Annotated in this window: 12 protein-coding genes and 1 riboswitch; of the genes, 4 read left to right on the top strand and 8 right to left on the bottom strand. The window is 61.9% G+C overall.

Annotation, left to right across the window (positions count from 1 at the left end; genetic code table 11):
- Window positions 1-12 precede the first annotated feature (12 nt).
- Window positions 13-99, top strand: a riboswitch (glycine riboswitch).
- Window positions 100-259: 160 nt separating this feature from the next.
- The 3 genes from gcvT to gcvP all read left to right on the top strand — a co-directional run bounded on the left by gcvT (window position 260) and on the right by gcvP (window position 4,921).
- Window positions 260-1,516 (top strand): glycine cleavage system aminomethyltransferase GcvT, encoded by a 1,257-nt coding sequence (gene gcvT / locus CHB75_RS19210; protein WP_089273490.1) that lies wholly within the window; start codon window positions 260-262, stop codon window positions 1,514-1,516.
- Window positions 1,517-1,535: 19 nt separating this feature from the next.
- On the top strand, window positions 1,536-1,898 hold the full coding sequence (gcvH, locus tag CHB75_RS19205) for a glycine cleavage system protein GcvH (RefSeq protein WP_089273488.1): 363 nt from the start codon (window positions 1,536-1,538) through the stop codon (window positions 1,896-1,898).
- Between the two features lie 176 nt (window positions 1,899-2,074).
- Window positions 2,075-4,921: an aminomethyl-transferring glycine dehydrogenase gene (gene gcvP, locus CHB75_RS19200; RefSeq protein WP_089273486.1), complete on the top strand. Its 2,847-nt coding sequence runs from the start codon at window positions 2,075-2,077 to the stop codon at window positions 4,919-4,921.
- A gap of 91 nt (window positions 4,922-5,012) precedes the next feature.
- Here gcvP and CHB75_RS19195 read toward each other — a convergent pair whose 3' ends face one another.
- From CHB75_RS19195 to CHB75_RS19185, 3 genes are all read right to left on the bottom strand, one after another.
- The gene (locus CHB75_RS19195; protein ID WP_089273484.1) at window positions 5,013-5,882 is read right to left on the bottom strand and encodes an inositol monophosphatase family protein; all 870 of its coding nucleotides are present in this window, start codon (window positions 5,880-5,882) and stop codon (window positions 5,013-5,015) included.
- 69 nt (window positions 5,883-5,951) lie between these two features.
- Window positions 5,952-8,477, bottom strand: coding sequence for an ABC transporter permease (locus CHB75_RS19190; protein ID WP_089273482.1), 2,526 nt, complete (start codon window positions 8,475-8,477; stop codon window positions 5,952-5,954).
- A complete protein-coding gene (locus tag CHB75_RS19185; protein ID WP_089273481.1) occupies window positions 8,474-9,178 on the bottom strand; it encodes an ABC transporter ATP-binding protein in 705 nt (234 codons plus the stop codon). Before CHB75_RS19185 ends, CHB75_RS19190 begins: the two co-directional genes overlap by 4 nt.
- A gap of 20 nt (window positions 9,179-9,198) precedes the next feature.
- Here CHB75_RS19185 and CHB75_RS19180 point away from each other — a divergent pair, with 20 nt between their 5' ends.
- A complete protein-coding gene (locus CHB75_RS19180; RefSeq protein WP_176439215.1) occupies window positions 9,199-9,867 on the top strand; it encodes an arylesterase in 669 nt (222 codons plus the stop codon).
- Window positions 9,868-10,019: 152 nt separating this feature from the next.
- Here the strand turns inward: CHB75_RS19180 and CHB75_RS19175 are convergent, their stop codons facing one another.
- From CHB75_RS19175 to CHB75_RS21795, 5 genes are all read right to left on the bottom strand, one after another.
- Window positions 10,020-10,232 (bottom strand): hypothetical protein, encoded by a 213-nt coding sequence (locus CHB75_RS19175; RefSeq protein ID WP_089273479.1) that lies wholly within the window; start codon window positions 10,230-10,232, stop codon window positions 10,020-10,022.
- 105 nt (window positions 10,233-10,337) lie between these two features.
- Window positions 10,338-11,483, bottom strand: coding sequence for an NAD(P)/FAD-dependent oxidoreductase (locus CHB75_RS19170; RefSeq protein ID WP_089273522.1), 1,146 nt, complete (start codon window positions 11,481-11,483; stop codon window positions 10,338-10,340).
- A gap of 21 nt (window positions 11,484-11,504) precedes the next feature.
- On the bottom strand, window positions 11,505-12,065 hold the full coding sequence (locus tag CHB75_RS19165; RefSeq protein ID WP_176439214.1) for a L,D-transpeptidase: 561 nt from the start codon (window positions 12,063-12,065) through the stop codon (window positions 11,505-11,507).
- A gap of 204 nt (window positions 12,066-12,269) precedes the next feature.
- Window positions 12,270-12,476, bottom strand: coding sequence for a cold-shock protein (locus tag CHB75_RS19160; RefSeq protein WP_089273477.1), 207 nt, complete (start codon window positions 12,474-12,476; stop codon window positions 12,270-12,272).
- Window positions 12,477-13,143: 667 nt separating this feature from the next.
- Window positions 13,144-13,669, bottom strand: a 526-nt coding sequence (locus CHB75_RS21795; protein ID WP_176439213.1) for a hypothetical protein, incomplete at its 5' end; no start/stop codon positions are given.

Genomic DNA, 13,669 nt, shown 5'->3' with positions numbered 1-13,669 from the left:
TCTAGCTTGACCCTCGTCACGACGGGAGAACCGGCAGCAGCCGGTGCCGAAGGAGCAACCGCCCCGGAAACTCTCAGGCCCAAGGACCGCCGTGACATCGAAGACTCTGGAGAGAGGCGCGCCAGTCGCGTCCGCCGAAGGGATAATGATCTCAGGCGACAGGACAGAGGGGGCGTTCCGGATGCGGGGAAGGTCCCCGTACGGTGAATGCCCATGGTCCGGTTCACTCCGACCCCGGGCCAGACAGGACGGGGGATTTATGACCGACGATACGCGCAAGGCCGACGACGCTGGCAAGACGGATCTGGCACAGTACGAGGTGAGCGACGTTTGTGGCTGTGGTGTCAATCACGGACCCGGCGGGCATGTGCACCACCACGCCGACCATTCAGAAGATCATGGGCCAAAGCGCACGCCGCTGTATGACCTGCACCTGGAACTTGGCGGCAAAATGGTGGAATTCGCCGGATACGAGATGCCGGTGCAATACCCCATGGGGGTTCTCAAGGAACATCAACATACCCGCGCAAAGGCCGGTCTGTTTGACGTGAGCCATATGGGGCAGGTGATCCTGCAATCGCGCCTTGCCAACGTCGCTGAGGCGTTCGAGCGGCTGGTGCCAGTCGATGTCCTCGGCCTGAAGGAAGGCCGCCAGCGCTATGCCATGTTCACCAATGACGAGGGCGGGATCGAGGACGATCTGATGATTGCCAATCGCGGCGATCATCTTCTTGTCGTGGTCAATGCCGCCTGCAAGGATGCTGATGTGGCGCGGATGCGCGCGGCGCTGGAACCGGATGTGATCGTGCGGCTGCTCGATTCGCGTGCCTTGCTGGCGCTGCAAGGGCCTATGGCCGAGGATGTGCTGGCTGGCCTTAATCCAGCCGTCCGCGAGATGAAGTTCATGGATGTGGCCACGCTTGAGCTCGCCGGGGCCGAATGCTGGATTTCGCGGTCGGGCTATACGGGCGAGGACGGCTATGAGATTTCGGTGCCAGAGGCCGCGGCGGTGGATCTTGCCCGGGCGCTGCTGGCGCATGATGACGTCGCCCCCATCGGTTTGGGCGCGCGGGATTCCCTGCGGCTTGAGGCGGGTCTGTGCCTTTACGGCCATGACATCGACGCGACGACATCACCGGTGGAAGGCGCACTGAATTGGGCAATCCAGAAGGTGCGCCGTTCGGGCGGCGGGCGGTCTGGTGGTTTTCCGGGCGCTGATCGCATCCTGTCCGAACTGGTCGGGGGAGCGCCGCGTATGCGGGTCGGGCTGCTGCCGGGGGGGCGCGCACCGATGCGCGAAGGCGTGGAGCTGTTCGCTGCCGAAGACAGCCCGGAACCTGTGGGCCGGGTGACCTCTGGCGGTTTCGGGCCGACGGTCGGTGCGCCGGTGGCAATGGGATATGTGCCGACCGCGATGGCGGTGCCGGGCACGGTTTTATACGGCGAGGTCCGCGGCAAGCGGCTGGCCGTTGAGGTGGTGAAGGTGCCCTTCACCCCTGCTAATTTCAAACGCTGAACTGTCACGGGAGACATAGATGAAGTTCACCGAAGAGCATGAATGGCTGCGCATCGAGGATGACGGCACGGTTGTGGTCGGCATCACCGAACACGCAGCAGAGCAACTGGGCGACGTGGTGTTCGTCGAGCTGCCCGATGTCGGCACGGTCGTCAGCAAGGATGACGAGGTTGTGGTGATCGAGAGCGTGAAAGCCGCCTCGGATATCCTCGCTCCGATTGACGGAGAGATTGTCGAGGTCAACGAGATCCTTGTGGAAGAGCCGGGCAAAGTGAATGACGATCCCGAAGGCGACGCCTGGTTCTTTAAGGTCAAGGTCGAGGACATGAGCCAGATGGACGATTACATGGACGAAGCCGCCTACAAGAAATTCATCGGCTGATTTCGTTTGACCGGCCCGGTGCAGATGGCACCGGGCCGAAAACCGGAGGGGAAGCCCCCCGGACCCCCCGAGTATTTTTGAACACATGAAGACCGGGGTTTTCGAGAAATTCAACTGTTGGAGCGGGTGTTGCCCGTTCACAGGAAACGGCCCGCGCGGCCGGACGGGAGAAACACATGCCCTTTGAGCCGATCGACTACAAACCCTACGATTTTGCCAATCGCCGTCACATTGGACCGTCCCCGGACGAGATGGCGGCCATGTTCGAGACGCTGGGCGTTGCCGACCTTGGGGCGCTGATCGATCAGACGGTGCCAAAGTCGATCCGGCAGGAGAAGCCGCTGAGCTTTGGCAAGGCGCTGTCAGAGCGCGAATTGCTGTTTCACATGCGCGAAGTTTCCGAGAAGAACCGGGTTCTGACGTCCCTGATCGGTATGGGGTATCACGGCACGGTGACGCCACCGGCGATCCAGCGCAATATCTTTGAAAATCCGGCGTGGTACACGGCTTACACCCCTTATCAGCCCGAGATTTCCCAGGGTCGGCTGGAGGCGCTGCTGAACTATCAGACCATGGTGTCGGACCTGACCGGGCTTGAGATCGCGAATGCGTCGCTTCTGGACGAGGCGACAGCCTGCGCCGAGGCGATGACCATGGCGCAACGGGTGGCCAAGTCAAAGAGTATGGCGTTCTTTGTCGACGAGAATTGTCATCCGCAGAATATCGCCGTGATGAAGACACGGGCGGCGCCGCTGGGGATTGAGGTGATCGTCGGGGCGGTGGATGCACTGGACCCCGACGCGGTGTTCGGAGCGATCTTTCAGTATCCCGGCACCTATGGCCATGTGCGCGATTTCACGCCCGAGATCGCGGCGCTGCACGGGGCCAAGGCCATCGGCATCGTGAGCGCCGATCCCATGGCGCTGTGTCTGCTCAAGGAGCCGGGCGCGATGGGCGCGGATATCGCCGTCGGGTCAACCCAGCGGTTCGGTGTGCCCTTGGGGTATGGTGGCCCGCACGCGGCCTATATGGCCACCAAGGACGCCTATAAGCGATCGATGCCGGGCCGGATCGTGGGCATGTCCATCGACAGCCACGGCAACCGCGCCTACCGTCTGGCCCTGCAGACGCGCGAGCAACATATCCGGCGCGAGAAAGCCACATCGAATGTCTGCACGGCGCAGGCGCTGTTGGCGGTGATGGCTGGTTTTTATGCGGTGTTTCATGGCCCCAAGGGCCTGCGCGCCATCGCGCAGCGCATCCATCGAAAGACGGTCCGGCTGGCGTGCGGATTGGAAGAGGCGGGATTTGTGGTCGAGCCTGAGGTCTTCTTTGACACGATCACGGTGGATGTGGGCCTGTTCCAGACGGGTGTGATGCAGGCGGCGGTGCAGCAGGGCGTGAACCTGCGCGCGGTTGGTGAGACCAAGATCGGCATCACCATCGACGAGACAACCCGGCCCGCGACGATCGAGGCGGTCTGGCGGGCGTTTGGCATTATCCGATCGGACGCGGATCGCAGCGCGCAGTATCGCCTGCCCGAGGCGCTGTTGCGCACCAGCGCCTATCTTCAGCACGACGTCTTTCACATGAACCGGGCCGAGACCGAGATGATGCGGTACATGCGTCGTCTGGCGGACCGGGATCTGGCGCTTGACCGGGCGATGATCCCGCTGGGGTCCTGCACGATGAAGCTGAACTCGGCCGCCGAGATGATGCCGGTGACCTGGCGCGCCTTTTCGGACATGCATCCCTTTGTGCCCGCTGATCAGGCCGAAGGATATTCTGAACTGATCGGCGATCTGAGCAAAAAACTGTGCCAGATCACCGGCTATGACGGCTTGTCGATGCAGCCCAATTCCGGCGCTCAGGGCGAATATGCGGGCCTGCTGACCATTGCAGACTGGCACCGTGCGCAGGGGCAGGGGCATCGGAATGTCTGTCTGATCCCGGTCAACGCCCATGGCACCAACCCGGCCAGTGCGCAGATGGTCGGCTGGAAGGTGGTGCCGGTGAACTGTGACGAGAACGGTTCGATTGACCTAGAGGATTTCACTGCCAAGGCAGAGAAGTATTCCACCGATCTGGCGGCCTGCATGATCACCTATCCTTCGACCCATGGGGTGTTCGAGGAAACTGTGCAAGACGTTTGCCGGATCACTCACGAACACGGCGGGCAGGTCTATATCGACGGGGCGAACATGAATGCCATGGTCGGGTTGTCGCGCCCCGGCGATCTGGGCGGCGACGTGAGTCACCTGAACCTGCACAAGACGTTCTGCATTCCGCACGGCGGTGGTGGACCCGGCATGGGGCCGATTGGGGTGAAGGCGCATCTGGTGCCGCACCTGCCGTCGCATCCGCTTGAACCCGGGGTCGGGTCGGTGTCGGCAGCGCCTTTCGGGTCGCCGTCGCTGTTGCCGATCAGCTGGGCCTATATCCGGATGATGGGTGGTGAGGGGCTGACGCAGGCGACCCGCGTGGCGATCCTGAACGCCAACTACATCGCGACACGGCTGAGCGGGGCCTACAAGATCCTGTACACCGGCAAGGCGGGCCGGGTGGCGCATGAGTGCATCCTTGACGTGCGGCCCTTTGACGACAGCGCCGGTGTCACGGTCGAGGACATCGCCAAGCGGCTGATTGACGCCGGGTTCCATGCGCCGACGATGAGCTGGCCTGTGGCGGGGACGCTGATGGTCGAGCCGACGGAGTCAGAGACCAAGGCCGAGCTGGACCGGTTCTGCGATGCGATGCTGGCGATCCGTGAAGAGATCCGCGCCATTGAGGACGGAGAGATCGACGCCAACAACAACCCGCTGAAGAATGCGCCGCACACGGTGGAGGATCTGGTGGGCGACTGGGATCGGCCCTATGGCCGCGAGCAGGGCTGTTTCCCGCCGGGTGCGTTCCGCGTGGACAAATACTGGCCGCCGGTCAACCGCGTGGACAATGTCTATGGCGACCGGCATCTGGTCTGCACTTGCCCGCCGATGTCGGATTATGCCGAGGCGGCAGAGTAGGTTCTCCTTGGGCGGAGGAGCAACTCTTCCGCCCAAGGCAACTAACGCGCTTCTGGTTTGAATTGCGAGCGGTCCGTCATCGCAGGGCCGTTTAGTCCGCGAGAAGGAAGTCGAACTGTTCGCGGATGCGGGCCCAGGTGGCGGCATCCGATGCGGCAAGAAGATAGCCGGAGCGTGGCGCGTCGGCGCGATATTCCGACCCATCCAGCAGCGCCACATGGCCGCCCGCCTGCCGGGCGATCAGGACGCCAGCGGCATGATCCCAGGGCGTAAGCCCGGCGGCAAAGACGAAATCCACATGGCCCTGCGCCAGCATCCGGAATTCGTGACAGGCGCAGCGCAGCGAGGTCACACGCTGAAAATTCGGCATGGTGGCGGCCATCTCTGCCTGCTTGTCCTTGGGCAGCAGGTAGAGGCCGAGGTAGCCGGTAAGGTCCCCGATGGCCCCGCCTTTGGACACGCTCAGGGTGCGCGTGGCGCGGCGTGGTTTGATCAGCTGAGAAGGCCCGGTGGTGTCCGCGACGATCACGTCATCCATGATCGGATCGTAGAGCAGACCGAAGACCGGTATGCCGAAACGCGTCGCCGACAGGATCACGCCAAACTGCGTGAGGCCGTGGGCGAAATTCCAGGTGCCGTCGACAGGATCAATGGTGAATGCCAGCGGCGCATCGGCGATCTTGTCCACGATGTCGGGGTTTTCTGCCACATCCTCTTCGCCCACGATCAGGGCGTTGGGGAACATGCGGACCAAGCCCCGGGCGATCATCTTTTCCGACGCGCGATCCGCTTCGGTCACCAGGTCCTGCGGGCCGGACTTCTGGTCGATCTGGACCGACGACAGGTCGCGAAAGCGGGGCAGGATCTCGGTCCGGGCGGCGCGGCGGATAAGGTTGATAAGGCTGGAGCGCTGCGCCGGGGTGATCGCGGCGGGGATGGTCATGGGCAGATGATCGGTCATCGGGGGGATTCCTTTGGCCATTTGGGGATGACAAAAGCCATGCCAGCCCGTGCCGCGCGGTGCAAGGTTCTATTCCCGGGCGCGCAACACCCCGGCGGGGCGTGCCGCCAGTGGACGCCAGGCAAAAGCAAGCCCCGCAAGCAGGGTCGCCAGCACCCCACCCGCGATGATGCCGAAAGCGGATGACCAGATCACGCTGAAGTCCGTTTCCATGATGAAGGTGCTGACCGCCCATCCCCCCAATATGCCCGCCGCCAGTGCCACCACACCGGCCCCGGCCCCCAGAAGCGCCGAGCGCAGAGCAAAGGAGCGCAGGATAAGGATGCGGCTTGCACCAAGCGTCTTGAGGACCGCCGCCTCATAAGTGCGGGACTGTTCACCGGCTGCCGCCGCGCCGATCAGAACGAGGAACCCGGTCAGCAGGGTGGCCGCCGCGCCCCAACGGGTGGCTGAAGCGATGCCTTCGAGCAGTTGGGACACCCGGTCTATGGCGTCGGCGACGCGGATTGCGGTGATGTTGGGGAATGCCTTGGAAAGGTCCCGCAGGATCTGAGCCTCGGATTCCGGTGTGGCGTAGACGGTCGAGATGAAGGTGTGCGGCGCGTTTTCCAGTGCGGCGGCGTTCAGGCACATGACAAAGCCAATGCCGCCGGTGGCGAAATTCACCGCGCGAAAGCTGGTGATCGTGGCGGTGATGTCGCGGCCAAGGACGTTGACAGTGATCGTATCGCCCAGCTTGAGGCCGATTTCCTCGGCCTCTTCGGCGGCAAAGCTGACCTGGGGCGGGCCGTCGTACCCTTCGGGCCACCATTCCCCGGCGGTGATGGTCGTGTCATTGCCCGGGCGGTCGGCATAGGTGATGCCACGATCGCCGCGCACGACCCAGTGATCGCCTGCCACCTCTTCCGCAGGGGTTCCGTTGATCATGGTGACCACGCCGCGCAGCATCGGGGCACTGTCGATCTTGCGCACGGCCGGGTCACCTTGCAGCCGTTCCAGAAAGCCGGGCATCTGGTCCTTCTGGATATCGACAAAGAAGTAGGACGGGGCGACTTCGGGCAGGTCGCGGCTGATCGAATTGCGCAGGTTTCCGTCGATCTGACCCACTGCGGCCAGCACCGACAGGCCGAGGCCGAGTGAGAGCACAACTGACGCGGCACCTTCGCGCGGTCCGCCAATGGCACCCAGCGCCCAGCGAAGGACCGGTTTCCCACGGGCGGCGGGGGCGGCCCTGCGGGCGAGCCAGCGGATGGCGATGGCGGCGAGGCTGAGCAGGATCAACGCCCCAAAGATGCCGCCAGCCGTCCAGAGGGTAAGCCAAGCGTTGCCGGAAAATGCCATCGCCGTGCCAACCAGCAGCAGCGTCAGGAGGCCGGTGGCGATCACGTAGCGCGGTGCAGGCAGAATGCTGGCGCTTTCCAGCGCATCGCGGAACAGGGTCGCGGCCCGCACCTCCTCGGCCCGGGCAAGGGGCCAGAGGGTGAAGACAAGCGCGGTGAGGGCGCCGTATATCGCCGCCTCGATCAGCGGTTCGGGATGCAGGGCAAGGATCGCCGGAACGGGGAGGGAGGCGGTGATGAGCGGCGCAAAGAGCAGCGGGATGATCGCACCAAGCAGGACGCCAAGAGCGATACCAACGAGGCTGAGCGCGCCGATCTGAAGGAAATACGTCTGAAAGATCGTCGCGCGGCTTGCGCCAAGGGTGCGCAGGGTGGCGATTACCGACGTCTTGCGCGCGAGGTAGGATCGCACGGCCGCCGACACGCCTACGCCGCCCACGGCAAGTCCCGACAGGCCGACGAGAACAAGGAAGGCGCCCAGACGTTCGACAAAGCGCGCCACACCCGGCGCGCCGTTGCGTGCATCGCGCCAGCGCAGTCCGGTGTCGCGAAAGCGATCCTCGGCCCGGACCTGAAGGGCGTCAAGGTCGGTGCCGGGCGGCAGATCAAGCCGGTATTCGGAATCAAACAGCGTGCCCGGCGTCAGCAGACCGGAATTGGCGAGATCCTGCGTCAGCACGATCGTGCGGGGACCAAGGGAGAAGCCCGCGCCGGAATTGTCGGGTTCGCGCGCGATGACGGCATTCAGGGTGAAATCCTGGGTGCCAAGACGGAAGGTGTCGCCGGTTTCCAGCCCAAGGCGGTCGGCCAGAATTGGGGCCATGACCGCGCCGGGCAGATCATTTGTTGCGAGCGCCTGAGCCAAGGGCATGGGCGGATCAAGCAGGATCTCGCCCTTGAGCGGATAGGCGGCGTCGACCGATTTTACCTGCGTCAGGCCGCGTTCCGCGACCCCGTCCGGGTCGACCACGGCCATGGAGCGGAAATCGGTGACCTCGGACACCCGGGTTGCCACGGAGTCGAGCCAGCTGCGTTCCTCGGGTGTGGCGAAGCGGTAGGTGAACTGCGCCTCGGCGTCGCCGCCGAGCAGAACAGCCCCCTGATCGGTCAGACCGGCCTCGATCGCGGAACGGACGGAACCGACGCCTGCAATCGCGGCAACGCCCAGAGCAAGGCAGGCGATGAAGATGCGGAAACCCGACAGGCCCCCGCGCAACTCGCGGCGGGCGAACCGTGCAGCAATACGAAGGCTCATTCTGCGGCCTGTTCTGTAGCCTGCCGATGCTGCGGTGCGATGCGGCCATCAGTCAGGCGGATCACCCGATCACATTTTTCAGCCAGCGAATTGGCATGGGTGACAAGGACAAGCGTCGCGCCGTGGCGGTCGCGCAGATCGAACAGCATCCGGATGATCGCATCGCCGTTCACGCCGTCGAGGTTGCCGGTCGGTTCGTCCGCCAGCAGGATCTTTGGACGCGGGGCAGAGGCGCGGGCAAGGGCGACGCGCTGCTGCTCACCCCCCGACATCTGCGCCGGGTAATGATCGGCCCGGTGGCCAAGGCCAACGGTCTCAAGCTCGGCGCCGGCGAGGTCGAAGGCATCCGCCTTGCCCGCAAGTTCCAGCGGTGTGGCGACATTTTCCAGTGCGGTCATCGTCGGGATCAGGTGAAAGGACTGGAACACCACCCCCATATGATCGCGGCGAAAGCGGGCAAGACCGTCTTCGTTCAACCGGGTCAGGTCCTGCCCCAGCGCCATCACGCTGCCGCTTGTGGCACGCTCCAGCCCGCCCATGATCATCAGCAGGGAGGATTTGCCCGAGCCCGAGGGGCCGATCAGGCCCAAAGTCTCGCCCTTGTGGACATCCAGGGTGATCCCGTGAAGGATCTCGACCATTCCGGCATTGCCGTTCAGGCGAAGAGTGACATCTTTAAGGGCAAGAACAGGATCGGTCATAAAGGAAGGGTCCAAACATCATGAGTTTAAGGACATATGGGGTTGCTGCGCTGCAGAGCAAGCTTGCAGTGGCTTTGTTGCTGGGCTGGGCGACATTTGCGCAGGCCGAACCGGTCGAAATAGTGGCGCTTGGCGACAGTTTGACGGCAGGCTACGGGCTGCCGCGCGAGGATGGGTTTGTGCCGCAGATGCAGGCCTGGCTGCGGGCACGGGGGCATGATGTGACGGTTGTGAATGCCGGTGTGTCCGGGGATACGACGGCGGGGGGCCTGAGCCGGGTGGACTGGTCGCTCGCGGACAGTACCGATGGGATGATTGTCACGCTGGGGGGCAACGACCTGTTGCGTGGCATCGATCCGACAAATTCGCGGGCCAATCTGGAGGGGATACTGAAGGTGGCCGCGGCCCGCAATTTACCTGTGCTTCTGGTCGGCCTGCGCGCGCCGGAGAATTACGGGCCGCAATTCAAGACCAGCTTTGATGCGATATATCCCGAACTGGCGAACCAATACGGCACACTTTATTTCCCGGAATTCTTTCAGGGTTTGACCGAAGGTGATCGTCGCCCGGAGGATGTGCGCGCCTATATGCAGGCGGATGGTATTCATCCCAATGCGGAAGGGGTCATGCGGATCGTCGCCGCAATGGGTCCGTCAGTAGAGGCGCTGATCGAGCAGGTGCAAGATTAACCTCACGGGTCAGTAAGGGCGAAATCTCTAGGGGGGGTGATATCTTCAACCATGTCCGTGACGTGAATTTTTTCCTTATATTGCCGTATGTACAAGGCGGGATTGTTAAGTAAATTCAGCCGTCTACGTGGTGTTGTTAACGTGTTGCATGATCAGGTACGCCTCGTTCCGCGCGCTCTGGAACCTGCCCCTTTGCGCTGTGTTTTGCGAAGATAGCTCAGGGCGAGGATCAGCGTTCCGATTGTCAAACCAGTTACGAAGTACAGGGCCAAGGCCCTGGAAATGGAAATTTCGAACGCCAGCCATCCGAGCAAGCCACTAGCGGCGCCCATGACACTACCCAACAAAAAACCGACGATCGCCATGGGTCGTCCCTAAACCACTTCGTCTTCAATCTGCAGCCTTTAACATACCAATTGGTAAAGATCGCAGGCGGAGCGAAGAGAGAAGCGGTCGGGCCTTGGAAATTTTTAGTTTGTTAGACTGCGAACAATAAATCGTGGCAGACGGGCGATTGTGCGGCGCGTGATCTGGCCATATTCAGTTTCGCCCGCAAGAAGCCGCATGTATTCCGTGCGCAGCGTCGAAGAATTACGGAATCCGGAGATAAAACCGCTCCGGCATGCCGGGAGAAAGATCAGTGGCCGGATCATGCGGGCCTGATCGATGGCACGATGGATGGGACGCAGGGCGGCGCGGTAGCGGGGCAAGGCAGAGCCGGGATTCCCGCGGTGCAGCGCCCCGATGGCTGATTGCGCGGCGAGCTGCCCGCTTTTCATCGCATAGGCGATGCCTTCGCCGGTGATCGGATCGACCAGTCCCGCCGCGTCGCCGACCAGCAGGACGGTACCCTGGCCCGGAATGCGCCGATAGGACCCAAAGGGCAGGAACTGCCCCTTGACCGGGCTGTCGGTCGTGACGCCCAGCTGGGACAGGTAGGTGGCCAGAGAGGCCTTGAGATCCGTGTTGCGCTGCATCATCCCGCCGACGCCGATCGTGCGGCCGCAGACCTTGGGAAAGTCCCAGCCGTAGCCCCAGTCGGCAGCGCCAAAATCAATCCGTACAGGCGTGTCGGGGGGCGTTTCAGTGGGCACTTCGACTTCAAGCGCAAAGCCGATCTTTTGCGGATCGAAGGCCCGACCGAACAGGGCCCGGGCGGTTGCGCTGTTGACACCGTCTGCCGCAACCATGAGGGGCGCCGTGATGCATTGGTCCCGGAGGGTGACTGTGGGCGCATCGGCGTCGATGGCATCGACGCGTTGTCCGGTGAGGTCCGTGGCGCCTGCCGCCAGTGCAGCCTGTACCAGTGCGTGGTCAAGATCCCGGCGCATCGTCATATGCAGCGGTTGGATGCCGGTGAACTGCCCGACCTCTTGTCCAAAAGCGCAAAAGCTGATGGCATCGCGGTGCGGAATTCCATCGTAGGGCGCGTCGGTCCCAAAAATCTCGCGGAAATACCGCATGGAGCGGCCTGTAAAGCCGCCCCCACAGAGCTTGTCGCGTGGAAAGCGCCGTTTGTCGATCAGGGCGACGCGCAGTCCAGCACGCGCAGCCGTAATGGCCGCAGCACTTCCGGCCGGGCCAGCACCCAGCACCAAAAGATCAAACCTGGGCACGACGCCCCCCACGGCGTGGCGTCACAGGACGCTGACAACCGTCCCCAAAGGCACCCGTTCATAGAGGTCTGTCACATGTTCGTTCAGCATGCGGATACAGCCGTTCGACACCGAACGCCCGATGGTTTCCGGGGCCGTCGTGCCGTGAATGCGGAAATAGGTGTCGCGGCCGTTCTGGAACAGGTAGAGAGCGCGCGCGCCGAGAGGATTGCCGGGGCCACCGGGCTGGACATATTCGTTGTCCTTGAATTCGCCATAGTGGCTGGGGTCCCGTTCGATCATCTCGTTGGTTGGCCGCCAGGTGGGCCATTCCTTTTTGACGCTGATGGTCGCGGTGCCGGTGAATTCCAGCCCGGCCTTGCCGACGCCGACACCGTAGCGCAGGGCGATGCCGGGTTCGGTCACGAAATACAGAAAATGTGCCTTGGGCACGATCAGGATCTGACCCGCAGCATAGGCCTGTGTGAAGGTGACCTGTTGCGGCACGAATCTTGGGGCCACCTGAAACCCCTGGGCGAGAGCCGGGAGCGGAAAGCTGAGGGAGGCGGCAGCGGCGGTGACAAAAGTTCGGCGAGAGATCATGGCGGCGCTCTTTTCGTTTGGAACTAGGATATGTTGGTCAATGCGGCCGGGATTTCAACGGTATAGGTCGAATCGGATTAAGATTGTGTGGCATCTTTCACGCGGTTGGTGGTCACGCGCTGGCCTGCGTTGGAATGCAACGGGTGCCACAAAGCAAAACGACCGCCCCGAGGGGCGGCCGAATTTTGTCGCTAGGACAAATACTTATGCGAGTGCGAGGTTGATCGCGCTCTCGCGGCCATCGCGGCCGGCTTCGATGTCGAAGGTAACCTTCTGGTCGTCTTTCAGACCGGACAGGCCCGAACGCTCAACTGCGGAGATGTGCACGAACACGTCCTTGGAGCCGCCATCGGGCTGGATGAAGCCGAAGCCTTTAGTTGCGTTGAACCATTTCACTGTGCCAGTAGCCATGTGAATATTCCTTTAGAGTAGTCTGCTGTCCACGTTATGCGACAGCCCGGCGAGGTCACGTTCGGATCGATAGCCTGCAAGCCGGTTAGGGAAGACAGATGGTCGAAGAGAAGATCGTCAGCACGGGCCGTATGACATATCTGAAAACGTCTGGCAACATATTTTCTACAAACCGCCGCCTTTGTAAGCGTTAAATAAATCCTTCTGGATAACGTATGGAAGGCGTATGGAAACCGTATGGCTCGCGTATGGCTGAGTTTGGGTGCGGGTTTGGCGGGCGGAGGCGCCTGTGGACAAAGGTTTGAGTCATTGTTCGGGCAAATCCGGAGTCGGCAGGCGGGATGTTGGAGTGTCGCGCGGGGTGATTCACCCCGCGCGAATCGGTGCGGGGTGAATACGCATCTTACGGTTGTCGGTTGAGAGGTGCCACGAGAGCCGGGCAGCGCCTGGTCGTGGGATGGCACTGCAACGGTCTGGCGGTGTGCGTTATGCCTGCAAGGTCATTCGGGGATTTAAGGTGGGCACTGACGTCACCCAAGCGCCAGCCCGCCACGCCACAGGCGTGCCTCTGGCACGACACGGGCAGGCACTGCCCGGCGCCTGCGGCTTGATTTCGAGTGAGCGAGGCGAAATGTAGTAGTTTTCAGGAGAACTAAGTATGTCTCTATTATTTGAATCTGCGGTAGTCGTTGCGGGGATTGATTAAAAGAGCAAATTCTTCGACTGTTTCTTGAGGAAGATCTAAGTCGTTTATGCTGTGAATTGGCTTCAGGCCTTTTGGTAAAATATTTCCATCAGATCCCGACAAGAAGACATGACGCAACTCTCGTAAATATCTTGTTTCGCTTAGCCCGTGCATACGTTCGTCACGCCTTAGAGCGGAAAAGATGGCGTTTGCGCCTATATCTGAGAGTGCCATCAATGCATCATCGGATTTTCGCACGGCAGTAATTGAAAAACGATCTATATTTTTGATGTGCGTTGCGCGGGTATCTAAAGGGTTTTCTTGAATTTTCTTAATGAACGAAAGCAGGCTGCTATACTGCTGCTCTCGGGCTTCGATGCAAATTCTCAAGTCATCTTTTGGGATGTTAAGTGGTTCAGGCTGAACAACCTGATCCGACGAAGATTTGGGAAGTTGACGGCCTGTGTTTCGGGATGAAGGCAGCGCACAACGCCGCCATGATGAGGGC

The sequence above is a fragment of the Puniceibacterium sediminis genome (assembly GCF_900188035.1).
Taxonomy (GTDB): domain Bacteria; phylum Pseudomonadota; class Alphaproteobacteria; order Rhodobacterales; family Rhodobacteraceae; genus Puniceibacterium; species Puniceibacterium sediminis.
Note: the sequence above shows the minus strand (reverse complement) of the source record. Positions and strands in the feature narration are given on the sequence as shown.